This window comes from Rhizobium sp. F40D2 (genome assembly GCF_051810745.2).
Taxonomy (GTDB): domain Bacteria; phylum Pseudomonadota; class Alphaproteobacteria; order Rhizobiales; family Rhizobiaceae; genus Rhizobium.
In genome coordinates this window covers 1,346,250-1,370,420 of record NZ_CM131436.1, presented here as the reverse complement: position 1 = coordinate 1,370,420, position 24,171 = coordinate 1,346,250, and the positions used below count along the sequence as shown (strand labels likewise).

Sequence of the window (24,171 nt, the reverse complement as noted above, 5' to 3'; positions counted from 1 at the left end):
AAATTTGCACCGATCTTCCCCAGCCGCACCCGATATTTGGCGTCAAAGCCGGGCGAGCAGCGCCTTGCGTGTCTCTTCGTCAACGAAGGCAGCTTCGATCGCCGTTCGCGTCATGGCATCGATCTCGGCGTCGCTGAAGCCGAAAGCCTCGGCGGCAAGTTCGTATTCCCGCGCAAGCGACGTATGAAAGAAAGGCGGATCGTCCGAGCTGATCGTCACCGGCACCCCAGCTTCCTTCAGCCGGCGCAGCGGATGCGAAGCGAAATCGGGAAAGACCTTGAGCGCGATATTGGAGCCCGGGCAGATCTCGAGCACGGTGCCGAGATCAGCAAGCCGCTTCACCAGGTCGGCATCCTCGATGGCGCGCACGCCATGGCCGATGCGCGAGGGGCGCACCGCGTCGAGCGCGTCGGCGACGCTGAAGGCGCCGCAGACCTCGCCGGCATGGATGGTCAGCCCCAGTCCCGCATCGCGGGCGATATCGAAGGCCCTGATATAGTCGGCGACGCGACCCATGCGCTCCTCACCGGCAAGGTTGAAGCCGGTTATCAAAGGATTGCCGGCCTTTGCCGCGTATTCGGCCGCGCCGATGACGCTGTCCGGACCGAAATGCCGCTCGCCGGTGACGATCAGCCGAGCTTCGATGCCGCTCCTTTCCCTGGCCCGCCGGATGCCCTCGCAGATGCCTGACATATAGGAATCGGCGCCGAGCCCGATCTGTTTGCCATGATCGGGCGAAACGATAAGTTCGCTGTAGATCGTATTTATGCCGGCAAGTTCGTCGAGATAGGTCTCGGTCAGAAGCGCATAGTCCTCCTCGGTCCTGTAGACCTCGGAAACCTTGTCGTAACATTCGAGGAAACTTGCGAAGTCATGCCAGACATAGGCTCCGCCGCGAAGCTGGCCACTGATGTCGACGCCGTATTTGCGCGCCTGCGCCGCGGTCAGTTCAGGAGGTGCCGCACCCTCCAGATGGCAGTGCAATTCGACCTTCTTCAAATGCGACGTCACAGAAAACTCCTTCCATGCGGTCCGGCCGGAATGCCGAGATGGCGCGCAATGCTCTCGCCGATATCGGCATAGCTGCGGCGCACGCCGATCGAACGCGACCGGATGCCGGGGCCATAGGCGATGACAGGCACGCGCTCGCGCGTATGGTCCGTGCCGCGCCAGGTCGGGTCGCAACCGTGATCGGCGGTGAGCACGACGAGATCGCCCGGCTTCAGTTTCTTATGAACTTCGGCCAGGCGTGCATCGAAGGCTTCGAGCGCCGCGGCATAACCCGGCACATCGCGGCGATGGCCGTAAATCATGTCGAAATCGACAAAATTGGTGAAAACGAGATCGCCGTCCTCGGCCTCGTCGATGGTGGAGAGCGTCGCATCCATCAGCGCCTCGTTGCCATTCGCCTTGATGAGGCGCGAAATCCCTTGATGCGCGAAGATGTCGCCGATCTTTCCCACGGCGTGCACGTGCCGGCCGTTTTCGATCAGCCGGTCAAGCAGCGTCGGCTCCGGTGGTAGCACGGAGAAGTCGCGCCGGTTTCCGGTGCGCTGGAAGGTTGAGCTGGAATGACCGATGAAGGGCCGGGCGATGACACGGCCGATATTGTAGCGATCGAGCAGTCCCCGGGCTACCTGGCAGAAGGCGAGCAGTCGATCGAGGCCGAAATGCACTTCGTGCGCCGCGACCTGGAAGACCGAATCCGAGGAGGTGTAGCAGATCGGCTTGCCGGTGCGGATATGCTCCTCGCCAAGCCTGGCAATGATTTCCGTTCCCGAAGCATGGCAATTGCCGAGAATGCCGGACACGCCGGCCTCCCTGCAGAGCGCGTCGATCAGTTCCTCGGGAAAGGCCTCGCCCTCCGTCGGGAAATAACCCCAATCGAAACTGACGGGTGTTCCCGCGATCTCCCAATGGCCTGACGGCGTATCCTTGCCGCGGGAGATTTCGGTGGCGGCGCCGTAAATGCCGTAGACCTTCTCCGGGATCGGCATGCCGGCCGGGAACCGGCCGGAGGCGGAGCGGGCGATCTGCATCAGCCCGAGTTCCGACAGGTTGGGCAGGCAAAGCGGCCCGCTGCGCAATCCGGCGCGGTCTCCGGCACCGGCCGCGCAGAACTCGGCGATATGGCCGAGCGTATCGGCGCCCTCATCGCCATAGGCCGCTGCATCCGGCGCTCCGCCGACACCGAAGGAATCCAGAACGAAAAGAAAGGCACGCGCCATTTTACACCCGAAGAACCGATCGCCGCCCCGGAAACGTCGGAGGCAGCATAGCCTCAGCCATATAATGCTGCGACCGGCTTGGCAAATTCGAGAAGGGGCGTCAGCAGTCGCCGCAAGGGATCGAGTCGCCTTGCCGCTGGCGGTAGAAATAGCTGCGGCTGATGGTGATCGTGCGCATGCCGTCCGGCATGAAGTTCGGCGCAAACAGGAACATCCTATAGGGGATGCTGAGCTCGGTACGGACAAGGAAGCTGTTCGCCGTCTTCATATCGGATGGTACATTGCTCACGGCCGTGTTTTTAGCATAGGGCACCGTCCCGTCCTGCGCCCAGGACCAGAGCACCTTCGCGTTGGCGCTGGCATCGATGGTGATCCCGGTGATCTTCAGCGTCAGCGACGTCGTGTTGTAGGGCACGAAGATCGAGTTTGCGACCGACGGCATCTGCGCAAGCGCGCTCTTGGTGACGGATTGCTGTTGGGTGACGACGTCGGCCACCGTGCCTGCGGCGCGTGTCGCCCGTTTGCTGACGCTGAGGCCGATCGTGATCTCGAAAGCGCCGATATAGAGCATGATGAGCACGGGAAAGAGGATCGCGAATTCGATCGCTCCGGCGCCCTCGCGCTCTCGGGTCAGCCGCCGCGCCGTCAATACCAGCCTGGTGAACGGGTTGCGAAGGGCCATTATGGATACTGCTCGTTCTGGAAGGCTGCGGTGGCGACGATCAGATAATAACTCGGCATCGAACCGTCGGAGGGCCGTATCGTCGTGATATACGGCCGGACCAGATCCGTGATGATTTCCCAGCGGTAGTAGGCGCGGACCATGTTGATGGTGCCGGCGCCGCCCGGCGTATATTTGAAGGCAGCCGTGTTGATGTCGGCATATTTGTTGGTGGAAAGCTTGGGAATCGTCGTCGGAATGGCTGAGAAGGTGCTGAACGTCTGCACATCCACGTAGAGCTTGCTCGGCGTAGCCACTTCGGTCGTCGAGCAGCGGATCAGGATCGAGATCTCATTGCAGAAAGCCTGGCGGAACTGCGCCTGGTTCATATCGGTCGTGCGGCCGAGATTATAGGTGATCTGCCCGGTTCGCATCTTGCGGCTCATCGTATCGACGGCGTTGGAAACGAGCTCCTCGGCAGCGAAGGCGACGAAGGTTTCGAGGATTGCGAAAATCACCAGGAAATAGGGAATGGCGAGCAAGGCGAATTCGATCGCCGCAGCTCCCTCGCGCGAGCGGGCGAGAGCGCGAAACCGCAAGAATCGGAACGGCGCTTGGGAGTGTGCCTTATCCGTGTTCTGATCAATTACCGTCATTGCCTGGACCCGAGCGACATTCTCTGTCCGCCACACTAGGGTCCGTTCGTTGATTTTCCGTTTCAGTCTGACGCGACGATTTTAACGAATAGCTAAAGTAAGGGCGGGAAGCCGATCAGGGCGAGGTGGTGTCGGTCGCCGCCTGCTGCGCATGCTGTTCGCAGTTCGGCGTGCAGGACAGCACGGAGCGCTCGGTCTGCCGGTAGACGCGCACCGTATTGCCCTCATCGATCGACACCAGGATACGCTCGTCGAGGATGGCGTTACCGTCGGCATCGAGCAGAACCAGATTGGTGGTGCCGAAGCTGCGTCCTGTGAGGACGATGGTCTTGGCGTCGGCGACGGTCGCATCGGCGACCTTGGCATTGCCGACGATGACCTTGCTGACAGGGCGGTCGAGCTTCAATACGCGCGCGTGATCCATATAAACGCGCAGCATGTCATCGTCTGCGGCCGCGGAAACTCCCGAAACACCGAAAACGGCGATCATGCCGGCAAAGAGAATGGTTTTGCCGCTCGATGACATTTGGTCCTCTTTCACGATCACAGCGCAATATCGGCATAGAATGGAAAAAAATGGTGAACGAAGCCTTAAGCCAGCAGCCCTGTTCCAGAATGAGGCGCGATGATCCGATTTGGCACGGCCTCTGAGGCGCACGCGGCGGTTGGGCGCCGTGCCGTGTGCTATTTCCGGATGAATGCAGCTGATATAGCGGGAATATTGTTAAATATTGAGGTAAGCCCGTAAGAAAATACTTACTCTACAAAGGCATGTTGTCTCGTTCAAATCTCGTTAACTCTTTTCCTTAAGCCGATGGAAACGCCCATTCGCTAGGTTGCAGTCATCCGATCAACGGCAACAGTTGGCGGACGTGCTGAACATCAACTGGAGTTAGGAGTTACCATGACCAAGCTTTTTAGCCGTTTTCTGAAGGACGAATCCGGCGCGACCGCAATCGAATACGGCCTGATCGCCGCCCTCATTTCCGTAGCGCTCATCACCGGCGCAACGGCTCTCGGCGGCAAGATCGGCGACACGTTCAACAACCTGAGCGACCGTATGGATGGAGCCGCCACCGCTGCTAGCGGCCAGTAAGCACAGGGACGCCGCCAGCGGCGTCCGTTATGCTGGCGGGATTTGCTCCGGCCGAACTAAGAGCGGGCTCACAGGCTGAACGGCCGTGAGCCTTTTCGCATCATGTTTCAGAATCGGGTATACGCATGATCGCAGCTGCAGTCTTTGTCATCCTGCCACTCTGCCTCGCCATGGCGGCCTTCTCGGATCTGTTCACCATGACGATTCCGAACCGCGTTTCCCTGATCCTCATCGCCTCCTTCTTCGTTCTCGCGCCCCTGTCCGGCCTTGCCTTGCAGACGATCGGCATGCATCTCGCCGCCGCCGCCATCGTCTTTTCCGCCTGCTTCGCTCTTTTTGCCTTCAATGTGATGGGCGGCGGCGACGCCAAACTGTTGAGCGCCACCGCGCTCTGGTTCGGTCTGAACGGATCCCTTCTTTTCTTGATGACCGATGTTGCCATCATCGGCGGCTTGATCACCTTGCTGATCCTGCTGGTGAGAGCACAATCGAACACGATCCTCGCTATCGGCCTGCCGGTGCCGAATTCGGTCCTATGCGCCAAGAAGATCCCCTATGGCATTGCGATCGCGATTGGCGGCTTCATGGCCTTCCCGTCCTCGCCGCTCTTCCTCGCCACGCTGGAAAGCTTGAAATAACGGCATTTTAAATGCCCGTTAACTTAAAATGTAAGCGTTCCATTAACCATAATTATACCAATTGCTGAGCATTCTGCAGGGCGAACATATCGTGCCCTGAGGAATGATCGATGAAACCGGCCCGCCTTATAATCCTAGCTGTCGCCGTGGTGGCAGCCGGCCTCGCCGGCTTCCTGGCGATGCAAATGGCGGGCAATGGTGGTGTCGTCACCCAGGTTCAGTCGGTCATCGAGAAAGAGCCGACCGTCAATATCCTCGTCTCCAGCGCCAATCTGGCGGTCGGCGAAAGGCTCGATGATAAGTCGGTTCATTGGATGCCCTGGCCGCAGGGCGGTGTCGTCCCGGGCCTGATCACCGAAGCCGAGAAGCCGGACGCGATCAAGGATCTGCAGGGTGCCGTCGTGCGTCTGCCGATTTTCGAAGGCGAACCGATCCGGCCGGAAAAAGTCGCCGATTCCAACAGCCGCATCCTTTCCTCGCTCTTGCCGGCCGGCAAGCGCGCCGTCGCGACCGAAATATCGGTGGCGACGGGTGCCGGCGGCTTCATCCTGCCGAACGACCGCGTCGACGTCATCATGGTCCGCAAGGGCACAGAGGCCAATAAGCTCATCACCGAAACCGTGCTGAGCAATGTCCGCGTCCTCGCCATCGACCAGCAGATCCAGGAAAAGGACGATGGCTCGAAGGCCGTGGTCGGCACGACCGCCACACTCGAGCTCACGCCGGATCAGACCAAGGTTCTCGCCGTCGCCCAGCAGATGGCGGACCGGCTGTCGCTGGCGCTGCGCTCGGTCGCCGATGCGCAGGAGCAGGATACCAGCGCTGCCGACTATCTGCTGAGCGGCGACAACGGCAGTGCGAGCATTCAGGTCATCAAATCGGGCGCCATCGTCACCGATGCCAGCGCAGCGCCGAAGGCGGAGTAAAAGAACGTGCAAATGGGCAATTCAACGCGGCGCGCCGGGCTTCTCCTCACAGGTCTTATCTCGCTCGCGGTCTGCGTCTCCGGCATCGTTCCGGCCTTTTTCGCGCAGCTTCTAGGGTCAAGCGAGGCACGTGCCGATTCCGAAAATCTGGTCCGCATCTCCCAGACCGGCCGCGACGCCCACCGCCGGCTGAAGCTCGGGCTGAACAAGGCCGTCGTCGTCGATCTGCCCGAGGATGCGCATGATATTCTTGTTTCCGATCCGACCATGGCCGATGCCGTCACCCGAACCTCGCGGCGCATCTATCTGTTCGGCAAGAAGGTCGGCCAGACGAATATTTTCGTTTTCGGCGCCGGCGGGCAGGAGATCGTCAATCTCGACATCGAGATCGAGCGCGATGTTTCCGGCCTCGAAGTCAATCTCCACCGTTTCATTCCAGACTCCAACATCAATGTCGAAATCGTCTCCGACAACATCGTGCTGACCGGCACCGTGCGCACGCCGCAGGATGCCACGCAGGCGGCCGATCTGGCGCAGGTCTTCCTGAAGGGCGGCGAGGCGACGACCAGAACCGAGACGGCATCGGGTACCGGCGGCGACAGCTCGGTGGCGCTCTTTGCCGAAGGCCGCCAGACCTCGCAGGTCGTCAACCTGCTGCAGATCGAAGGCGAAGACCAGGTCACCCTGAAAGTGACGATCGCCGAGGTCCGCCGCGAGGTGCTGAAGCAGCTCGGCTTCGACAATCTGGTTTCCAATTCCTCCGGCATGACGGTCGCCCAGCTCGGCAGCCCCAGCGCCGACAGCGCCGCATCCGTCGTTGGCGGCGGCCTGGCGGCGCTCTTCAAGAGCTCGATCGGAAAATACGACATTTCGACCTACCTCAACGCGCTGGAGCAGGCCAAGGTCGTCAAGACGCTCGCCGAGCCGACGCTGACGGCAATATCGGGCCAGGCCGCGACCTTCAATTCCGGCGGCCAACAGCTCTATTCGACAACCGACAGCAACGGCAACGTAACCGTCGTGCCATTCAACTACGGTATCAACCTCGCCTTCAAGCCGGTCGTGCTTTCATCGGGACGCATCAGTCTGCAGATCAAGACCAATGTCTCCGAGCCGGTCGCCGGCAGCAGCGGTGCGACCTATCAGCGTCGCTCGGCTGAGACCTCGGTGGAACTGCCCTCGGGAGGCTCGATCGCGCTGGCCGGTCTGATCCGCGACAACGTCTCGCAGACGATGGGCGGCACGCCTGGTGTCTCGAAGATTCCGCTGCTCGGCACCCTCTTCCGCCAAAAGGGTTTCGAGCGTCAGGAAACCGAACTTGTCATCATCGCGACGCCTTATCTGGTGCGTCCGGTGGCGCGCAATCAACTCAATCGGCCGGACGACAATTTCAGCCCCGAGAACGACGGTGCGACCTTCTTCCTCAACCGAGTCAACAAAGTCTATGGCCGCCGCGAGGCGCCGGTTGCCGACGCGCAGTTCCATGGCTCCATCGGGTTCATCTACAAATGAGCGGCGTACGGTCGGCAGCAATGGAAGAGAACAGGGATCAGGTGATGCCCCATATCAATTCGACGATACTCCGCCTCGGAATCTCAAAGGCGCTTTTTGCCACGGTTGCCATGTCGCTGGCCGTCCTTTCCGGATGCGCCGGCCCGCACGACCAGCTGACGACCGGCGGCATTCCCGACGACTATCGCGCCCGCCACCCGATCATCGTGACCGAGGCGGAGCAGACCGTCGATATACCCGTTGCCTCCACCGATCGCCGCCTGACCAACGCGCAGCGCGACCTCATCCGCGGTTTTGCCGCAAACTACATCGCCCGAGCCTCGGGTCCGGTTTACGTGCTGTCGCCGCAAGGCTCGCCGAATTCGGCAGCAGCCTATCAGCTGCGCAATCAGGTACGTGCCGAGCTGGCCTCAAGGGGAATCGCAAGCTCGAAAATCGTCAATACCTCCTATGCCGCGGTCGGTCCCGGTGACGCGGCGCCGATCCGGCTGAGCTTTACCGGCACCACCGCGATCACCACCCAATGCGGCCAGTGGCCGAAGGACATCTCGAACGATTTCACCAACCAGAATTATTATAATTTCGGCTGCGCCTCGCAGAACAATCTCGCCGCCCAGATCGCCAATCCAGAGGATCTCGTGGCCCCTCGCGGCATGACGCCGATCGACGCGCAGCGGCGCAACAATGCAATTCAGGAATACCGGACGACGACATCGACGATCGAAGAAGTCACCGGCAGCGACAGCAGCTTCTGAGACGGAACGGGATGATGAGCGCGATCGAATACGAAATCAAAAATCCGAGCGAGCTTCGCCACGCCGAGGAGGCCGTCCGCATGGCGGACCTGGAAAATATGCGGCCGCTGCCACGCATCTCCGTGCATGCGTTCTGCGAGAGCGAGGCTCTTCAGCAGGTCATGGAACGCTGCGCCAATGATCGACGCATGGCCAAGGTCAGCCTGCGCATCACCAGCGGCGGCATCGCCGCTGCCGCCAATATGTTTTCCGGCGCCCCGACGCCGAACCTGATCATTCTGGAGACCAAAGCGAATTCCGGGAGCCTCCTCAATGAATTGGCGCCGCTCGCTGCCGTGTGCGACCCGACGACCAAGGTCGTCATCGTCGGCTATTACAATGATATCGGGCTCTATCGCGAGCTTATCCGTAACGGCATTTCCGAATATATCGTCCAGCCCGTCGCCATGCCCGATATTCTGACGGCGATGGCCTCGATCTTCGTCGATCCGGAGGCAGAGCCGCTCGGCCGCAGCATCGCCTTTATCGGCTCGAAAGGCGGCACCGGCGCTTCCACCATCGCACATAATTGCGCCTTCGGCATTTCCAATCTCTTCTCCACCGAGACGATCCTGGCCGATCTTGACCTGCCCTATGGCACGGCGAACATCGACTTCGACCAGGATCCGGCGCTCGGCATCGCCGAAGCGGTCTTCGCACCCGATCGTCTCGACGAGGTCTTCCTCGACCGCCTGCTGACGAAGTGCTCGGAGCATCTTTCCCTGCTTGCAGCACCCTCGCTGCTCGACCGCGCCTATGATTTCGACGGCCATGCTTTCCAGCCTGTGCTCGATGTCCTGCAGCGCAGCGCACCCGTCACCGTGCTCGACGTTCCGCATGCATGGTCGGAATGGACGCGCTCGGTGCTGTCGAGCGTCGACGAAGTGGTCATCACCGCGGTTCCCGATCTCGCCAACCTGCGCAATGCCAAGAACATGCTGGATGCGCTGCGCAAGATGCGGCCGAACGACAAGCCGCCGTATCTCGTCCTCAATCAGGTCGGTATGCCGAAACGCCCGGAGATTTCACCGTCGGATTTCTGTGAGCCGCTGGAGATCGATCCGATCGCGATCATCCCCTTCGACATCAATCTTTTCGGCAACGCCGCCAATAGCGGCCGGATGATCTCGGAAGTCGACCCGAAATCGCCGACGGCGGAGACTTTTTCGCAGATCTCGCACATCGTCACCGGCCGTGTCGCCATCAGGAAGGCGAAGAAGGGCGGCCTGCTGGGCCTCCTGAAGCGCAAGTAGACAATAGCAATTCTAGCAAAAGTGTGCAGCGGTTTTGCGTCCAGAATTGCATGAAAACAAAAAGATAGAGCATTTCCGTGGCTCGGAGAAAAACGGAAATGCTCTAGAACAAGCAGATTGGATTAAGCGGCATGTTTGGAAAACGCGGAAATGAAGGGTCCGGAAAGGTCGGGGGGGCGATTGCTCCCCCGCCGCCGGCTCCGGCTGCCGCCCCTGCGGCCTCTTCCCCCTCCATTCTGGTCGAGCCCTCGCGCGAGCCCGCGCGCCAGCAGGTGACGCCGCCACCGATGCAGACGCCGCAGCGCAAGCGCCCTGTCCGCACCGATGAATATTACGACACCAAGGCGCAGGTCTTTTCCGCGCTGATCGATACGATCGATCTCTCGCAGCTTTCCAAGCTCGACGGCGAAAGCGCGCGCGAGGAAATCCGCGACATCGTCAACGACATCATCACCATCAAGAACTTCGCGATGTCGATCTCCGAGCAGGAAGAACTGCTCGAGGATATCTGCAATGACGTCCTCGGCTACGGTCCGCTGGAGCCGTTGCTGGCGCGTGACGACATCGCCGACATCATGGTCAACGGCGCCGGCCAGACTTTCATCGAAGTCGGCGGCAAGACGATCGAATCGGAGATCCGCTTCCGCGACAATGCGCAACTTCTCTCCATCTGCCAGCGCATCGTCAGCCAGGTCGGCCGCCGCGTCGACGAATCGAGCCCGATCTGCGACGCCCGCCTGCCTGACGGCTCGCGCGTCAACGTTATCGCGCCGCCGCTGTCGATCGACGGGCCGGCGCTCACCATCCGCAAATTCAAGAAAGACAAACTGACGCTCGATCAGCTCGTCCGTTTCGGTGCGATCACGGCTGAAGGCGCGACCGTGCTGCAGATCATCGGCCGGGTGCGCTGCAATGTCGTCATTTCGGGCGGTACCGGCTCGGGCAAGACGACGCTGCTGAACTGCCTCACCAACTATATCGACAGGGATGAACGCGTCATCACTTGCGAGGATACGGCTGAACTGCAGCTGCAGCAGCCGCATGTCGTGCGTTTGGAAACGCGCCCGCCGAATATCGAAGGCGAGGGCGAGATTACCATGCGTGATCTCGTCAAGAACTGCCTGCGTATGCGTCCCGAGCGCATCATCGTCGGCGAAGTGCGCGGACCTGAAGTTTTCGACCTGCTGCAGGCGATGAACACCGGTCACGACGGCTCGATGGGCACCATCCACGCCAACACGCCGCGCGAATGCCTGAGCCGTATCGAATCGATGATCGCCATGGGTGGCTTCACCCTGCCGGCAAAGACGGTGCGTGAAATCATCTCCAGCTCGGTGGATGTGATCGTCCAGGCGGCGCGCCTTCGCGACGGTTCGCGCCGCATCACCCAGATCACCGAGGTGATCGGCATGGAAGGCGACGTCATCATCACCCAGGACCTGATGCGTTACGAGATCGAAGGCGAAGATGCCGGCGGCCGCCTGATCGGCCGTCACATGTCGACCGGCGTCGGCAAGCCGCATTTCTGGGATCGCGCCCGCTACTTCAACGAGGAAAAGCGCCTTGCCGCCGCCCTCGACGCGATGGAAGCGAAATCGAAGGACTAGGCGAGATGTTCGGGTTCGATCCGATAGTACTGGCAATCGTCGTGCTCGCCGCCGTCTCCGCGGCGGCGGTCGCCTATGCCCTGATGTATTCCCGGATCGAGGCCGACAAGAAATCGGCAAGCCGCATCGACCGCGTCAAATCGGCCGAAAGCGACCGGGTCAAAGTCAAGGCTGCCCGCGACCGGGTGCAGGAAATGTCGAAGCGCCGAAAATCGGTGCAGGACAATCTCAAAGATCTGGAAAAGCGCCAGCACGAAAAGACTAAGAAGACCCTGACGATGAAATCCCGGCTGGTCCAGACCGGCCTGACGATCACGGTCGGGAAATTCTATCTCTTCAGCGCCATCTTCGCCTGCGTGCTGCTGCTCATGGCGTTCCTCATCGGTGTATCGTTGATGGTAATGTTCGGGATCGCCGTCGTCGCCGGTCTCGGTCTGCCGCGCTGGATCGTCGGCTTCCTGATCAAGCGTCGCCAGAACAAGTTCCTCAATGAGCTCCCCAATGCGCTTGACGTCATCACCCGCTCGATCAAATCAGGCCTGCCGCTCAACGATGCGATCCGTCTTATCGCCACCGAAGGCACCGAGCCTGTGAAGAGCGAGTTCCGGCGGGTGATCGAGGCGCAGCAGGTGGGTCTCAGCATCCCCGACGCCTGCGCCCGCATGACGGCCCACATGCCGCTCCAGGAAGTCAGCTTCTTCGCCATCGTCATCGCCATCCAGTCGCAGGCTGGCGGCAATCTGTCGGAAGCGATCGGCAACCTTTCCAAGGTGATACGCGAGCGCAGGAAGATGAAGGCCAAGGTCTCGGCGCTGTCGATGGAAGCCAAGGCGTCGGCCGTCATCATCGGTGCGTTGCCCTTCATCGTCGCGACCCTCGTCTATCTCACCTCGCCGAGCTACATGATGATCCTTTTCACCGATCCACGCGGCCATCTCATCATGGGCGTCTCGGCGATCTGGATGTCGATCGGCATCTTCGTCATGCGCAACATGGTCAATTTTGACATTTAGCCGGAAGGACGCCCCATGTCGCAGGACCTTGCCGCAACCCTGACCAATCCGAGCATGCTGATCGCGCTCCTCGTTGCGATCGCGGTCTTTGCCACGTTTTATACGATTGCCGTCCCCTTCTTCGAGCGCGGCGATCTCAACAAGCGCATGAAGGCCGTTTCGACCGAGCGCGAGCAGATCCGCGCACGCGAACGCGCCCGCATGAACACCGAAACCGGCGCCGGCAAGGCTTCGCTCAGAAGCCAGAACAATCGCTCGGTCCGCCAGATCGTCGAGCGCTTCAACCTGCGCAAGGCGCTCGTCGACGAGAATACCGTCAACAAACTGCGTGCTGCCGGTTTTCGCTCGGAGAATGCGCTGAATACGTTCCTCGTGGCGCGTTTTCTGCTGCCGTTCCTTTTCCTGGCGCTTGCCGCCTTCTGGGTCTTCGGCCTCGGCAATCTGCCCGAAAGGGGCATGCCCATCCGCCTCTTTGCCGTCATAGGCGTCGGCTATCTCGGCTTCTATGCGCCGAACATCTATATCTCGAACCGCATGGGCAAGCGTCAGCACTCGATCAAACGTGCCTGGCCGGATGCGCTTGACCTGATGCTGATCTGCGTCGAATCCGGCATCTCGATCGAGGCGGCGATGCGTCGTGTTTCGGAAGAACTCGGCGAGCAGTCGCCGGCGCTCGCCGAGGAGATGGTGCTGACCACGGCCGAGCTCTCCTTCTTACCGGATCGCCGCGTGGCGCTCGAAAATCTTGCCACGCGCACCCAGATCGAGCTGGTACGCTCGGTCACGCAAGCGCTGATCCAGGCCGACCGCTACGGCACTCCGGTGGCGCAGGCGTTGCGTGTTCTCGCCCAGGAAGGGCGCGACGAGCGCATGAACGAAGCGGAAAAGAAGGCGGCCGCCCTGCCGCCGAAATTGACGGTGCCGATGATCCTGTTCTTCCTGCCGGTGCTGATCGCCGTCATTCTCGGCCCGGCCGGCATCCAGGTGTCAGACAAGTTCTGATCTTGCCGCCGGTTAAATCGATTCCGATTTAAGGAATACTGCGATACGTTCGATCTCGTACGAGGGTTCTTGGATGTCTTCCGCAGGCGTTTTCATCAGCATCATAGCAGCTTTGGTGGTCGGAGCGATGAGTCCCGGCCCGAGCTTCGTGGTCGTCTCCAGGATTGCCATTTCGCGGTCGCGGCTGGATGGTCTCGCGGCCGCGCTCGGCATGGGCGCCGGCGGCGTGGTTTTTGCCGTATTGGCGCTCGCCGGCCTGACGGCGCTGCTGTCGCAGTTCGAGTGGCTCTATATCTTGCTGAAGGTCGCAGGCGGCGCCTATCTCATTTATATCGCCGTCAATATCTGGAGAGGTGCTGGACAGCCGCTGGAGGTCTCCGACGCAGGCGATAGCCACCGCGCACCGAGGCGCAGCTTCATGACCGCGCTGCTGACCCAGCTCAGCAACCCGAAGACCATCATCGTCTATGCCAGCCTCTTTGCCGCGCTTCTTCCGAGGACGGTGCCGCTCGATCTCATAATTGCGCTGCCGCTCGGCGTTTTTGCGGTGGAAGCGGGCTGGTATTCGATCGTGGCGATGGCATTTTCGGCCCGCCATCCGCGGCGCCTCTATCTCGCCGCGAAGAGCTGGATCGACCGGACCGCCGGTGTCGTCATGGGCGGCCTCGGACTTCGTCTCATTCTGTCGGGCCTCAGCGCCCGCTAGAGCAGGATGGCGAAAGGTGTGAGGGGTTATCTCAGTTGGTGTTGCTGCCGTCCGCGGCACCCGGCGTCTTGTCCTTGGCGGCAAGCTTCTGCCAGGAATTCCGCTGCGAGAGCATGCCGCGGAGGTAGGCGACATTGGCATCGGCCTGCTGCGGCGAGAGTTCGCGCCGCGCGATCTGCTCGGCCTCCGGGAAACGTCCCTGCAGGCCGACGACGAGGGCAAGGTTCTGCCTGACGCGGCTGTCGGCTGTGGGTTGGCTGGCAGCGGAGCGCAGGTAGGTTTCAGCGGTGCGCAGATCGCCCGTCAGCACATAGGACATGCCGAGATTGGAAAGGATGGAGGGCTCGTTCGGCTGTATGTCGAGCGCGTCGCGGTAGCGCTGCCGGGCATCGCTTGCCCGGCCCATCTGGTCGAGGATCGCGCCTTCGGCCGAGATCAGCTTCCAATCCGGACGATCGGGTGTCTGGGCGCGGCCAATCGTGTCGAGCGCCTGCTGGAACTGGCCGGCCGCCGCCTGCGCCTTGCCGTATGCGGCCAGCACGCTGCGGTCGGCGGGATTGCTGATCGCCACCTGCTGCATGACGGCGAGCGCCTGCGCGTCACGGCCGTTCATGCGCAGCAGATTGGCATAGCTGACGCCGGTGACGGGATCGCGCGGGTTCTTTTCATAGGCCCGGCCGAGCCGGTCGGTTGCTGAGCGCAGCTCGGTCGCGTCCATTTCTTCGACCGGCTTGGTAAGCTTCGGCACCGAGCCGGTCGTCATCCGATCCTTGGTCGTCGAGCAGCCGGCAAGTGCCAGGACGATCAGCGATGCCGCAGCGCCCTGCAGGATACGATTGGTGAATGTGGTGGTGAGCGAGGCCGGCATGACGCGTTTCCCTGGATTCCGAAATCGGCGCCTGACCTCGAAGCGGAACAGGGAAAGGTTTGACGCAATCTTCGCTCCAGCAATAGTCTGTTAACCCTAACAGACCGTTAAGGAGTGATTCCTTGCGACCGCCGAAGGACAATCATGGCCCCCTATCAGTTTATCGAGAGACCGACCCCTTTCAACGCGAAGGGCGGTTCGACGCTGCCGATCTTTGCGGTCACGCCCGCCCATATCGAGACCGGCACGATCGATCCGATCGCGCTCGATTGGGCGCAGAGGGCGGGCTACAAGGCCGAAAGCGGCTCGCTGCTGTTGATCCCGACGGCCGAAGGCCATCTCGGCGGCGCGCTTTTTGGCCTCGGCACCAATCCATCCGAGCAGCCTTACATCACCGGCAGGCTCGCCCGGGCGCTGCCAGCCGGCGACTGGCACATCGAGACCGCACCGCTGACGGCAAACCGCCTGGCTCTCGGTTTCGGTCTCGGCAGCTATCGTTTCGACCGCTACAAGTCTGAAAAATCGCCGGCGGCGACGCTGATGATCCCCCGCGACGCCGACAGTGCCGACATCAAGCGCCAGCTCGCCGGAGTCTTTCTCGCCCGCGACCTCATCAATACGCCGACGAACGACATGGGACCGAACCAGCTCGAAACCGTCTTCCGTGGCCTGGCCGCACATTACAAGGCTGATGTATCCGTCATAACGGGCGATGAGCTGCTCGAGCAGAATTTCCCGCTCGTCCATACGGTCGGCCGCGCCAGCGCCGATGCGCCGCGCCTTCTCGAACTGCGCTGGGGCAAGAAGGGGCATCGCAAGGTGACACTCGTCGGTAAGGGCGTCTGCTTTGATACCGGCGGCCTCGATATCAAGCCCGCCGCCTCCATGCTGCTGATGAAAAAGGACATGGGCGGCGCGGCGAATGTCATGGGCCTTGCCCTGATGATCATGGACGCCAAGCTGAAGGTCGACCTGCGGGTCATCGTCCCGGTTGTCGAAAACGCTATCTCGTCCAATGCCTTCCGCCCCGGCGACATCTATAAGAGCCGCAAGGGCCTGACCGTCCAGATCGACAATACCGACGCCGAAGGCCGTCTGATCCTTGCCGATGCGCTTGCCTATGCCGACGAGGAAGAGCCCGATCTCCTGATCGACATGGCGACGTTGACGGGTGCGGCCCGTGTCGCCCTCGGTCCGGATCTCCCGCCCTTCTTCACCGGTGACGCCAATCTGGCGCATGACCTGACCGAAGCGAGCCTGGAAACGGACGATCCGATCTGGCGTCTGCCGCTCTATCCCGGTTACGAAAAGGATATCCGCACCAAATTCGCCGATCTCACCAACGCGCCGGCCGGCGGCATGGCGGGGGCGATCACCGCGGCCCTCTTCCTCAAGCGTTTCGTCGGCAAGGCGAAGAGCTGGGCGCATTTCGACATTTACGGCTGGGCGCAATCCGAGCGACCGCATTCGCCGGGCGGCGGTGAAGCGCAAGCCATCCGCGCGCTCTTCCATCATATCCGCGAGAGCCTTCGCTGATAGCTTTAAACAGGGCTGAGGCACACCAATCGTTAAAATTTTATTCACCCTGCCGGGCGGCAATTCCTGCCGCCTCTTGCATGTCCATGGCAACTGCCGGAAAATGAAACGTTAGCGTAACGATTTTCCGGAGGGGCCGTGCCGATCGAACTGACCGCCTCGCAGGCGCTGGGGCTCTGGCATGGCGTGGCGCTCGATCAGGTTCGCCACGATGACCGCGATTTGACGTTGCGCCAGATGGCGATCCTGCTGCATATTTATCTGGTGCCGCCGCCGCATACGGTGCGCGGGCTTGCCGCGACACTCGAGGTCACCAAGCCGGTTATTACGCGGGCTCTGGACACGATGGGCGAGATGGGCCTGGTCGATCGTGTCCGCGACGATGCTGACCGGCGCAGCGTGATCATCAAGCGCACTGTCGGCGGCGCGCTGTACCTGGAAAAGCTCGGAGACCTCGTCCGTAATCAGGCCCGCCGGCTGCCGCTCTGAGAGGCCATCTGAAAGGCCAACTGAAAGGAACGTCAATGACGATGCTCGACCGCCGCCTGCATGCCTATCGGCCCGATCTCGCCGAAGCGGGGCTCGAAGGCAAGGTAGAGGCGTCGCGCTTCGTCGAGGGCGCTCCGGCCCGCATTGGCGTTCCGGTCGTAGGCTTGCGCCCTGAACCGGATCTTGCGCGCGGCATCGACACGGAGCTGCTTCTCGGCGAGGACGTGACTGTTTTCGATCGCGCCGACGGCTGGTGCTGGGTGAAAGCCGCCTCGGACGGCTATGTGGGTTATATCAAGGCGGAGGCGCTCTCGGAGGGAAAGCCGGCGCCGACCCATATCGTCAGCGTACCACGCACCTTCGTTTATCCGGAACCGGAATTACGCAAGCCGCACCGGAGCATCCTGTCGATGGGAAGCCGCGTTCATGTCGCCGGCGAGGCGGAAGCGCGCGGCAACCATTATGTGGTGCTCGAAGACGGCACGGCGATCTTCTCGAAGCACGTCCAGCCGATCGGCGCTCTTGATGGCGCCGACTATGTCGAAATTGCCACTCGTTTCCTGGAAACGCCCTACCTCTGGGGCGGACGTTCCGGCCTCGGCATCGATTGCTCCGGCCTCGTCCAGCTTGCGATGCAGATGACGGGCCGGAACGCGCCGCGCGATACCGATATGCAGGCAACTGGCCTCGGCGAGCCGATCAATCGCTCCGAAATCCGCCGCGGTGATCTGGTATTCTGGAAGGGGCATGTCGCCGTCTTCGAAAATCCGGAAACAATCCTCCATGCCAACGGCCACAGCATGACCGTGGCGCGCGAGAATTTCGAAGCCGCCGTCAAGCGCATCGGCTGGCTTTACGAGCAGCCGACCGGTTATCGCCGCCCGATCAGCTGACTGGATAATTCCTTAAATCCGCATCGATTTGAGGATGAAATTATGCAGCAATTCAAAGTTTACAGTGCCCTTTGCGCTTCTGGAAAGACGCGCGGCGCTGTAACCGGCCGCGGCCAGTATTTCACCCCGCCCGTCCAGTCCTCGAAAGCCTTCGAGAGTTTCAGCACTAGCATGTCATCGAAACGTGGCCCGACGATCTGTAGCCCGATTGGCATGCCGGATCGCGAGAAGCCGCAATTGATCGAGGCGGCCGGCTGCTCCGACATATTCCACGGCACGGTGAAACCGATATGTTCGAAGGGCAGGGCCGGATCATTGGTTGGCGATGGCCATTCGGCCGGGTAGGAGATGATAGGATTGGTCGGCGAAAGCAGGGCGTCGATCTTGGCAAACAGCCGTCCACAGCTCTTGCGCATTTCGATCGTCTGGTTGAAACCCCTGACAGCATCGACGCCGCTGATATCGGCGCCGCCGGCTGCCCAATCCCTTATATAGGGCAGGATGCCGTTGCGTCGCTCTTCGTCGAACTCCGCAATGTCGCCCCAGAGGCGGGAGCGCCAGAAATTGTCGAGCCCATCGAGCATCGCGCGTGTCAGGACCGGCTGGGCGGCAATGATGGTCGCGCCGGCCTTCTCGAAGTGCCGCGCCGCCGCTTCGACCGCGGCCTTGATCTCGTCGTCGACCGCAAGCCCGCAGCCGGCATCGAGCATCAGCCCGATCCTCATGCCAGACACGTCATGGTCGAGATCCATCCAGTTGAGATCGTTCGGCGGCAGGCTGGTGCCGTCGCGCCAGTCCGGCCGCGACAGCGTCGCCATGGAAATGGCCGCGTCCTCGACCCTGCGCGCCATCGGCCCGATGCAGCGTCCGACGTAATAGGGATCGGCCGGAATGCGCCCATGGCTCGGCTTGAAGCCGAAGATGCCGGTCCAGCCGGCGGGAAGGCGCACCGAGCCGCCAATATCCGTGCCAATATGCAGCGGGCCGTAACCGGCCGCCGCCGCCGCGGAAGCCCCGGCGCTCGATCCGCCTGGATTCTGCGTCGTGTTCCAGGGGTTGCGGCTGAGGGGATGAAAGCTCGAAAGACCGGAGGAAAGCATGCCGTAATCGGGGCAGGTGGTCTTGGCGAAGATCACCGCGCCGTCTTCCCGAAGCCGCGCGGCGGCGGGCGCATCGGCATCCGCCAGTGTCAATTCCACCGCCTTTGTGCCAAGCGGCACCGGCTGGCCCTTCGTGGCGATCAGTTCCTTCAGCGTCACCGGAATTCCGTCGAGGACGCCGAGCGTTTGTCCCTTCGCCCAGCGCTCTGTCGAAGCCTGCGCCTGCGCGCGTGCCGCTTCCGGATCGTAGAGGTAGAGTGCCGAAATCGAAGGCTCCCAGACTGCGATATGATCTTCGAGGGCGAGCCAGTATTCGAGAGGGGAGAGGCTTTTATCGCCGAAGCGTTGCCTGAGTTCGCGGATGGTGAAGTCGGTATCGGTCATGGCTTGGTCTTCGTTTCGTCTTGGGAGGACATCAGCGGCTCGCTTCGCGCGGGTCGAGCAGGTCGCGCAGGCCGTCGCCGAGCATGTTGAAGCCGAAGACGGTGATCGCGATGGCAAGGCCGGGCAGGATCGCCAGCCAGGGCGCCAGCGCCAGATAGGTTTGCGCATCGGCAAGCATCCGGCCCCAGGTCGGAGCCGGCGGCGCCATGCCGAGCCCGAGGAAGCTGAGGCCCGCCTCGGTCAGGATCGCCAGCCCGAGCTGGATTGCGCCATGCACGATGATCTGGCTCGCTATATTCGGCAGCACATGACGGAGAGAAATCGTCAGGCGCGTATCGCCGATCGCGCGCGCTGCCGTCACATAATCGCGGCTCCACGCCTGCAGCGAGGTCGCAAGCGTCACGCGGGCAAAGACCGGGATCATGAAGACCGCGATCGCGGTAATCGCGGTGAAGCGGCCAGGACCGAGAAAGGCGCCAAGGATCATGGCGGAAAGGATCGGCGGCAATGCGAAGATCACGTCGCAGCTGCGCATCAGCAGCGCTTCGAAAGGGCCGCGAATGGCCGCCGCCGAAATGCCGGCGATCGAGCCGAGCATCCCCCCAATAGCCACCGCGGTGATTGCGATCGACAGCGAATTCCAGCACCCCGCCATCAGCATCGAAAGCACGTCGCGGCCGAACTGGTCCGTGCCGAGCAGGCCGAAGGCAAGGGGCGGCTGCAGCTTGTGGGTGATCTGCATTTTCGCCGGCGGCAGCGGCGTCCAGACGAGCGACAGCAGCGCAACGGCGACCAGCAGGCCGACAATCACCGCGCCCGAAATCAGGTTAATTCGCCGGCTAATCTTTAAGGCCCGACGGCTGGCAATTGCGACGGATGTGATCGGTACCATGCGTCAGCCCGCCTTTCTCATCCTGGGATCGATCGCCAGGTAGGAGAGATCGACGATGAAATTCATCACGATGACGAGGGCCGCGAAGAACAGTACGACATCCTGCATCACGATGATGTCGCGTTGGGAGAGCGCCTGAAGCGCAAGCCGCCCGAGGCCGGGCAGGTTGAAGACGTTTTCCACCAGCACCGCGCCGGCGACGAGAAAGGTGAATTGCAGCCCGATCATGGTGAAGATCGGGATCAGCGCGTTCGGCACGATATGCCGCCACAGCACGGCATTGCGCGAAAGCCCCTTGGCCACCGCGGTGCGGGCAAAATCCTCGTGCATCGTGTCACGCACCGCTGAACGCGCCACGCGCGTCAATACGCCGGCCTGCGGCATCGCCAGCGCGACGGCTGGCATGGTAAGCGCCTGAAATGCCGGCAGAAGGCCGGCGCCCCAGCCTGGAAATCCGCCCGCCGGCATCAGCCCGAGTATCGTCGAAAACAGGATGATCAGTAGCAGCGCCACCCAGAAGGCGGGTACGGCGATGCTGATCTGCGAAAACAGCGTTGCCATGATGTCGACGACACTGCCGCGTCGCGAAGCTGCCAACACACCGAGCGGCAAGGCGATCGTCACCGAAAGCACGATCGCTATCAGCGCCAGCGGCAGCGTCACCGCCAGTCGCTCGACGATCAATCCGGCAACCGGGACGCCATAGGTATAGGATTGGCCGAGGTCGCCGGAGAATACACCGGCCAGCCATTGGCCGTAACGCAGGATGAGCGGCTGATCGAGCCCGAGATCGTGACGCAGCGCCGCTAAGGTCTCCGGGCTTGCCGAGGTGCCGAGCATGATCGAGGCGGGATCGCCGGGGAGGAGGTCCATGACCGTGAAGATCAGCAGCGAGACGATGACGAGGGTGACAAGGAGACCGACGAAGCGGCGGGCGAGGAGTGCGATCATACGGGCGCTGCCGTTAGGAGATGGCTTCCTCGCGGGGTTTTCGAGGTGATGCGACGGCCACCCCACCCACCCTCATTCCTGTGCTTGTCACAGGAATCCAGCCACCGCGCGTCTGCGCGGTGAATGACTTTCGAACAAAAAGTGGAGTCTCCTGCGCCCAAGGACTTGGGCGCGCTGGATTCCTGTGACAAGCACAGGAATGAGGGAGGGAGAGGGATGCGCGCTATATCTGCCAAATACATGTTGCTGTTCAAAGCCATCACCTCATCGCAGACCTCGCCTCACTCCTCCCACGAAACCCCGGACAGCACATTGGACGGCATCGGCTCGTTCTCCCACAGCCCCTTCAGCTTCCCGTCCCAGACGCCGAGTTTCGGCATGACGAAGAGATAGAGCGCCGGCACGTCCTCGGCGAGGATCTTCTGTGCCTCGCCATAGATCGCGTTCTGCTGGGCTGGATCGGCCGTCTCCTGAACTTTCTTCATCAGCGCGTTGAAAGCAGGGTTCTTGTAATTGAAATAATAGGGATCCCTGGCATAGATGTCGATGTCGAGCGGTTCGGCATGGGCGATGATCGTCATGTCGAAGCTGCGGTCCTTCATGATGTCCTGGACCCATTTCGCCGGAAATTCCGTCGGCTCGATATTCATCGTTACGCCGATCTCGGCAAACATCGCCTGCATCACTTCAGCGCTACGCGGAGCATAGGCCATCTGCGGCGCTTTGATCGTGAAGGTGAAGCCGTTGGGGTAGCCGGCTTCGGTGAGCAGCGCCTTCGCCTTCTCGACGTCGTAGGGTAGCACACCGGTCTTGTCCTGGTAGCCCGGATCGTTCGGCGTGTAGTGGCTGCCGATCGGCGTGCCGAGGCCGGACCACGCGCCGTCGATCACCGTCTTGCGGTCGATCGCCATCATCAGCGCCTGGCGGACACGTTTGTCGTCGAACGGCTTCCTGGCATTGTTCATGCCGGCAACGACCTTGAGCTCGGTATTGCCGATCCTGGTGACGAGCCTGGCATCGCCGTCGAACGAACTCATCAGTTCGGGGGCTGCAAATTCCGGAAAGGCATCGAGATCGCCGGATTTCAGTGCAGCCGCCTGTGCCTGCGGATCGGCGATGAAGCGGAAGGTCACCTTGTTGAGCCTGGCGGCCGCGGCCTTGTTCCAGTAATCGGCATTCTTTTCCAGTTCGACCTTGTCGCCCTTCGCCCAGCCGACGAATTTGAAGGGGCCGGTGCCGATCGGCGTCACCTTGTCGGCGGCAGCGGTCTTGGGCGCGACCATTACCGAGGCCGGCCAGCCGAGCCAATAGATCAGGCTACCAGTCGGCGCCGAAAGATGCAGCACCAGCGTCTCGGCGTCGGGCGTATCGATCGAGGCGATCGAGGCGAAGAAGCGTTTCTGCGGATTAACCGAATCGGGTCCGCGGGCGCGGTCGAGCGAGAACTTGGCGGCGGCGGAATCGAAGGCCTCGCCGTCGTGGAATTTGACGCCTGTCTGCAGCTTGAACGTATAGGTCAGGCCATCTGGCGAAATCTCCCAGCTTTTCGCCAGTTGCGCCTGGATCTTGCCGGTCTGGTTGATCGTCACCAGCCCTTCGAACACGTTTTGCCAGGTGACCTGGCCGATCGCGACCGGGGCTGCGATCGTCGGGTCGAGGCCGGTCGGTTCGACGCTCATGCCGAGATTGAGGGTGGCCTTTGCCGCCTCGGCCGGCCTCATCGCCGTCATCACGACGCCGGCCGAAAGTGCGGCGCCCAGGGAAAGCCGCCCGATGAAACGCGCCGAAGGTACAAACGAAAGCTTGATCATCATGTCCCCTGTCTGGCCATGCCTCAATGGCGAAGGCCCGTTGAGAATAGAGTGGCACTATGCCAGTGCACACACAATGACGATTTTGTGTGCTCGGTGTAGCCGAAAAAGCTACACCGCACATTCGCCGCCAATGCAAGTCGGAAGCATCAGTCTTTCCCGGCCCGAGGGTTTGCGCGCTCGCGCATGAACCTCTCGATGAAGTCGAGCAGCTTCGTCGCCGCGAAGGACAGCTGCCGGTCCGGCGCGACGCAGAGATCGACATGGGTGCGGATGCCGGTCTTGCCGGCGACCGGAATGGCGCGCAGCTGGCCCGCTTCGATCTCGCGGCGGACAGTCAGCGCCGGCAGCAATGTGACCGCAGCGCCGCTGAGCACGAGTTCCTTCAGCATTTCGAGCGAGCTAGTGACGAAGACGGGGTCGAGGCTCAGCCCCTCCTTCTCGAACAGCGCGTCGAAGGCCTGGCGAAAGCCGAAGGATTGGTCCGGCAGTGCTAGTGCATAGCTGGCGAGCGTTTTGACCGGGATCTCGGCATGTGCGGCCGCCGGATGGTCCGGCGTGGTGATGAGATCATAGGCGATCTCGGAGCGCAGCCGCACTTTGGTGCCGGACATAGGAGGGGCAAACAGCGTCACCGCGATATCCGCCTCGGCGCTGTTGACGGCATCGACAGCCTGTCGCGCGCTGGTAATCGTCACGGCAAAACGCAGCTGCGGATATTTCAGACTGAATTCGGCAAGCGCCGGCGCCAGCAGATTGGCGACGGTCGCCCCATTCGCATAGATGCTAACACGGCCGCGCTGCAGGCCCTTGAGGTCTTCGATCAACTGCTGCACATGGCCGAGTTCGCGCAATGTCCGGCCGGCGCGGGCAGCAAGTAGCTCGCCGGCAGCCGTCAGCTTGACGCCGCGTGCGCTACGTTCGACGAGCGGCGCGCCGAAATAATATTCGAGGTTCTCGATCTGCCGACTGATCGCCGTCGGCGCGACATTGAGGTTCTCGGCCGCTTGGCGCATGGAGTTGGTCCTGACCAACTCGTCGAAATACATCAGCGCCCGGATTTGCATTCAAGTCTCCGCCATTCGGCATGGTCGATGTGCCCATGCATGTCGCCCGGATACGGGATAACGATATGCATGAAAACAACGAGCTTCA

At 61.7% G+C, this 24,171-nt stretch carries 24 protein-coding genes; 13 read left to right on the top strand and 11 right to left on the bottom strand.

The annotated features are described in order from the left end of the window. Positions 1-42: 42 nt before the first annotated feature. The 5 genes from ACS4RS_RS06695 to ACS4RS_RS06675 all read right to left on the bottom strand — a co-directional run bounded on the left by ACS4RS_RS06695 (position 43) and on the right by ACS4RS_RS06675 (position 4,071). The gene (locus tag ACS4RS_RS06695; protein WP_439011606.1) at positions 43-1,011 is read right to left on the bottom strand and encodes an adenosine deaminase; all 969 of its coding nucleotides are present in this window, start codon (positions 1,009-1,011) and stop codon (positions 43-45) included. Next, the gene (locus tag ACS4RS_RS06690) at positions 1,008-2,228 is read right to left on the bottom strand and encodes a phosphopentomutase (protein ID WP_439011607.1); all 1,221 of its coding nucleotides are present in this window, start codon (positions 2,226-2,228) and stop codon (positions 1,008-1,010) included. The genes ACS4RS_RS06695 and ACS4RS_RS06690 overlap by 4 nt, the downstream gene beginning before the upstream one ends. Before the next feature lie 100 nt (positions 2,229-2,328). After that, a complete protein-coding gene (locus ACS4RS_RS06685) occupies positions 2,329-2,910 on the bottom strand; it encodes a TadE/TadG family type IV pilus assembly protein (protein WP_439011608.1) in 582 nt (193 codons plus the stop codon). After that, on the bottom strand, positions 2,910-3,545 hold the full coding sequence (locus tag ACS4RS_RS06680; RefSeq protein WP_439011609.1) for a TadE/TadG family type IV pilus assembly protein: 636 nt from the start codon (positions 3,543-3,545) through the stop codon (positions 2,910-2,912). Before ACS4RS_RS06680 ends, ACS4RS_RS06685 begins: the two co-directional genes overlap by 1 nt. 115 nt (positions 3,546-3,660) lie before the next feature. Further along, a complete protein-coding gene (locus tag ACS4RS_RS06675) occupies positions 3,661-4,071 on the bottom strand; it encodes a pilus assembly protein N-terminal domain-containing protein (protein ID WP_439011610.1) in 411 nt (136 codons plus the stop codon). 378 nt (positions 4,072-4,449) lie between these two features. Between ACS4RS_RS06675 and ACS4RS_RS06670 the strand changes: the two genes are divergently transcribed. From ACS4RS_RS06670 to ACS4RS_RS06625, 10 genes are all read left to right on the top strand, one after another. Continuing rightward, a complete protein-coding gene (locus tag ACS4RS_RS06670) occupies positions 4,450-4,641 on the top strand; it encodes a Flp family type IVb pilin (protein ID WP_439011611.1) in 192 nt (63 codons plus the stop codon). Positions 4,642-4,766: 125 nt separating this feature from the next. Next, positions 4,767-5,279 (top strand): A24 family peptidase, encoded by a 513-nt coding sequence (locus ACS4RS_RS06665; RefSeq protein WP_449313921.1) that lies wholly within the window; start codon positions 4,767-4,769, stop codon positions 5,277-5,279. A gap of 110 nt (positions 5,280-5,389) precedes the next feature. Further along, complete coding sequence (gene cpaB / locus ACS4RS_RS06660; RefSeq protein WP_439011613.1) at positions 5,390-6,205, top strand: Flp pilus assembly protein CpaB; 816 nt, start codon at positions 5,390-5,392, stop codon at positions 6,203-6,205. 12 nt (positions 6,206-6,217) lie between these two features. Continuing rightward, complete coding sequence (locus tag ACS4RS_RS06655) at positions 6,218-7,717, top strand: type II and III secretion system protein family protein (protein WP_439011614.1); 1,500 nt, start codon at positions 6,218-6,220, stop codon at positions 7,715-7,717. Next, on the top strand, positions 7,714-8,472 hold the full coding sequence (locus tag ACS4RS_RS06650; RefSeq protein WP_439011615.1) for a CpaD family pilus assembly protein: 759 nt from the start codon (positions 7,714-7,716) through the stop codon (positions 8,470-8,472). The genes ACS4RS_RS06655 and ACS4RS_RS06650 overlap by 4 nt, the downstream gene beginning before the upstream one ends. 14 nt (positions 8,473-8,486) lie before the next feature. Further along, the gene (locus ACS4RS_RS06645) at positions 8,487-9,764 is read left to right on the top strand and encodes an AAA family ATPase (protein ID WP_439011616.1); all 1,278 of its coding nucleotides are present in this window, start codon (positions 8,487-8,489) and stop codon (positions 9,762-9,764) included. A gap of 131 nt (positions 9,765-9,895) precedes the next feature. Beyond that, on the top strand, positions 9,896-11,371 hold the full coding sequence (locus ACS4RS_RS06640) for a CpaF family protein (RefSeq protein WP_003589215.1): 1,476 nt from the start codon (positions 9,896-9,898) through the stop codon (positions 11,369-11,371). A gap of 5 nt (positions 11,372-11,376) precedes the next feature. After that, complete coding sequence (locus ACS4RS_RS06635; RefSeq protein WP_439011617.1) at positions 11,377-12,384, top strand: type II secretion system F family protein; 1,008 nt, start codon at positions 11,377-11,379, stop codon at positions 12,382-12,384. 15 nt (positions 12,385-12,399) lie between these two features. Then, positions 12,400-13,386: a type II secretion system F family protein gene (locus tag ACS4RS_RS06630; RefSeq protein WP_439011618.1), complete on the top strand. Its 987-nt coding sequence runs from the start codon at positions 12,400-12,402 to the stop codon at positions 13,384-13,386. Between the two features lie 73 nt (positions 13,387-13,459). Beyond that, positions 13,460-14,092 carry a LysE family transporter gene (locus ACS4RS_RS06625; RefSeq protein ID WP_439011619.1) on the top strand — a complete coding sequence of 211 codons (633 nt, stop codon included), beginning with the start codon at positions 13,460-13,462 and terminating at the stop codon, positions 14,090-14,092. Positions 14,093-14,123: 31 nt separating this feature from the next. Here ACS4RS_RS06625 and ACS4RS_RS06620 read toward each other — a convergent pair whose 3' ends face one another. Then, positions 14,124-14,960: a tetratricopeptide repeat protein gene (locus ACS4RS_RS06620; RefSeq protein ID WP_439011620.1), complete on the bottom strand. Its 837-nt coding sequence runs from the start codon at positions 14,958-14,960 to the stop codon at positions 14,124-14,126. Positions 14,961-15,104: 144 nt separating this feature from the next. Between ACS4RS_RS06620 and ACS4RS_RS06615 the strand changes: the two genes are divergently transcribed. From ACS4RS_RS06615 to ACS4RS_RS06605, 3 genes are all read left to right on the top strand, one after another. After that, positions 15,105-16,496, top strand: a complete 1,392-nt coding sequence (locus tag ACS4RS_RS06615; protein ID WP_439011621.1) for a leucyl aminopeptidase family protein — start codon at positions 15,105-15,107, stop codon at positions 16,494-16,496. Positions 16,497-16,634: 138 nt separating this feature from the next. Continuing rightward, positions 16,635-16,985, top strand: a complete 351-nt coding sequence (locus ACS4RS_RS06610) for a MarR family transcriptional regulator (protein WP_439011622.1) — start codon at positions 16,635-16,637, stop codon at positions 16,983-16,985. A 35-nt stretch (positions 16,986-17,020) separates the two neighbouring features. Further along, positions 17,021-17,878 (top strand): NlpC/P60 family protein, encoded by an 858-nt coding sequence (locus ACS4RS_RS06605; RefSeq protein WP_439011623.1) that lies wholly within the window; start codon positions 17,021-17,023, stop codon positions 17,876-17,878. A gap of 59 nt (positions 17,879-17,937) precedes the next feature. Here ACS4RS_RS06605 and ACS4RS_RS06600 read toward each other — a convergent pair whose 3' ends face one another. The 5 genes from ACS4RS_RS06600 to ACS4RS_RS06580 all read right to left on the bottom strand — a co-directional run bounded on the left by ACS4RS_RS06600 (position 17,938) and on the right by ACS4RS_RS06580 (position 24,083). Then, on the bottom strand, positions 17,938-19,362 hold the full coding sequence (locus ACS4RS_RS06600) for an amidase (protein WP_439011624.1): 1,425 nt from the start codon (positions 19,360-19,362) through the stop codon (positions 17,938-17,940). 31 nt (positions 19,363-19,393) lie between these two features. Then, positions 19,394-20,254: an ABC transporter permease subunit gene (locus tag ACS4RS_RS06595; RefSeq protein ID WP_439011625.1), complete on the bottom strand. Its 861-nt coding sequence runs from the start codon at positions 20,252-20,254 to the stop codon at positions 19,394-19,396. A 3-nt stretch (positions 20,255-20,257) separates the two neighbouring features. Beyond that, a complete protein-coding gene (locus tag ACS4RS_RS06590) occupies positions 20,258-21,205 on the bottom strand; it encodes an ABC transporter permease subunit (RefSeq protein WP_439011626.1) in 948 nt (315 codons plus the stop codon). Between the two features lie 281 nt (positions 21,206-21,486). Further along, positions 21,487-23,016, bottom strand: coding sequence for an ABC transporter substrate-binding protein (locus tag ACS4RS_RS06585; RefSeq protein ID WP_439011627.1), 1,530 nt, complete (start codon positions 23,014-23,016; stop codon positions 21,487-21,489). A gap of 149 nt (positions 23,017-23,165) precedes the next feature. Continuing rightward, positions 23,166-24,083: a LysR substrate-binding domain-containing protein gene (locus ACS4RS_RS06580; RefSeq protein WP_439011628.1), complete on the bottom strand. Its 918-nt coding sequence runs from the start codon at positions 24,081-24,083 to the stop codon at positions 23,166-23,168. Positions 24,084-24,171 lie beyond the last annotated feature (88 nt).

Bases quoted from the DNA above. Each gene is read 5' to 3' on its own strand.
- ACS4RS_RS06685 (WP_439011608.1), bottom strand. From the start codon at position 2,910: ATGGCCCTTCGCAACCCGTTCACCAGGCTGGTATTGACGGCGCGGCGG.
- ACS4RS_RS06595 (WP_439011625.1), bottom strand. From the start codon at position 20,254: ATGGTACCGATCACATCCGTCGCAATTGCCAGCCGTCGGGCCTTAAAG.
- cpaB (WP_439011613.1), top strand. From the start codon at position 5,390: ATGAAACCGGCCCGCCTTATAATCCTAGCTGTCGCCGTGGTGGCAGCC.
- ACS4RS_RS06620 (WP_439011620.1), bottom strand. From the start codon at position 14,960: ATGCCGGCCTCGCTCACCACCACATTCACCAATCGTATCCTGCAGGGC.
- ACS4RS_RS06585 (WP_439011627.1), bottom strand. From the start codon at position 23,016: ATGATCAAGCTTTCGTTTGTACCTTCGGCGCGTTTCATCGGGCGGCTT.
- ACS4RS_RS06680 (WP_439011609.1), bottom strand. From the start codon at position 3,545: ATGACGGTAATTGATCAGAACACGGATAAGGCACACTCCCAAGCGCCG.
- ACS4RS_RS06650 (WP_439011615.1), top strand. From the start codon at position 7,714: ATGAGCGGCGTACGGTCGGCAGCAATGGAAGAGAACAGGGATCAGGTG.
- ACS4RS_RS06645 (WP_439011616.1), top strand. From the start codon at position 8,487: ATGAGCGCGATCGAATACGAAATCAAAAATCCGAGCGAGCTTCGCCAC.
- ACS4RS_RS06625 (WP_439011619.1), top strand. From the start codon at position 13,460: ATGTCTTCCGCAGGCGTTTTCATCAGCATCATAGCAGCTTTGGTGGTC.
- ACS4RS_RS06615 (WP_439011621.1), top strand. From the start codon at position 15,105: ATGGCCCCCTATCAGTTTATCGAGAGACCGACCCCTTTCAACGCGAAG.
- ACS4RS_RS06640 (WP_003589215.1), top strand. From the start codon at position 9,896: ATGTTTGGAAAACGCGGAAATGAAGGGTCCGGAAAGGTCGGGGGGGCG.
- ACS4RS_RS06590 (WP_439011626.1), bottom strand. From the start codon at position 21,205: ATGATCGCACTCCTCGCCCGCCGCTTCGTCGGTCTCCTTGTCACCCTC.
- ACS4RS_RS06635 (WP_439011617.1), top strand. From the start codon at position 11,377: ATGTTCGGGTTCGATCCGATAGTACTGGCAATCGTCGTGCTCGCCGCC.
- ACS4RS_RS06605 (WP_439011623.1), top strand. From the start codon at position 17,021: ATGACGATGCTCGACCGCCGCCTGCATGCCTATCGGCCCGATCTCGCC.
- ACS4RS_RS06690 (WP_439011607.1), bottom strand. From the start codon at position 2,228: ATGGCGCGTGCCTTTCTTTTCGTTCTGGATTCCTTCGGTGTCGGCGGA.
- ACS4RS_RS06600 (WP_439011624.1), bottom strand. From the start codon at position 19,362: ATGACCGATACCGACTTCACCATCCGCGAACTCAGGCAACGCTTCGGC.
- ACS4RS_RS06630 (WP_439011618.1), top strand. From the start codon at position 12,400: ATGTCGCAGGACCTTGCCGCAACCCTGACCAATCCGAGCATGCTGATC.
- ACS4RS_RS06655 (WP_439011614.1), top strand. From the start codon at position 6,218: ATGGGCAATTCAACGCGGCGCGCCGGGCTTCTCCTCACAGGTCTTATC.
- ACS4RS_RS06665 (WP_449313921.1), top strand. From the start codon at position 4,767: ATGATCGCAGCTGCAGTCTTTGTCATCCTGCCACTCTGCCTCGCCATG.
- ACS4RS_RS06580 (WP_439011628.1), bottom strand. From the start codon at position 24,083: ATGCAAATCCGGGCGCTGATGTATTTCGACGAGTTGGTCAGGACCAAC.
- ACS4RS_RS06675 (WP_439011610.1), bottom strand. From the start codon at position 4,071: ATGTCATCGAGCGGCAAAACCATTCTCTTTGCCGGCATGATCGCCGTT.
- ACS4RS_RS06670 (WP_439011611.1), top strand. From the start codon at position 4,450: ATGACCAAGCTTTTTAGCCGTTTTCTGAAGGACGAATCCGGCGCGACC.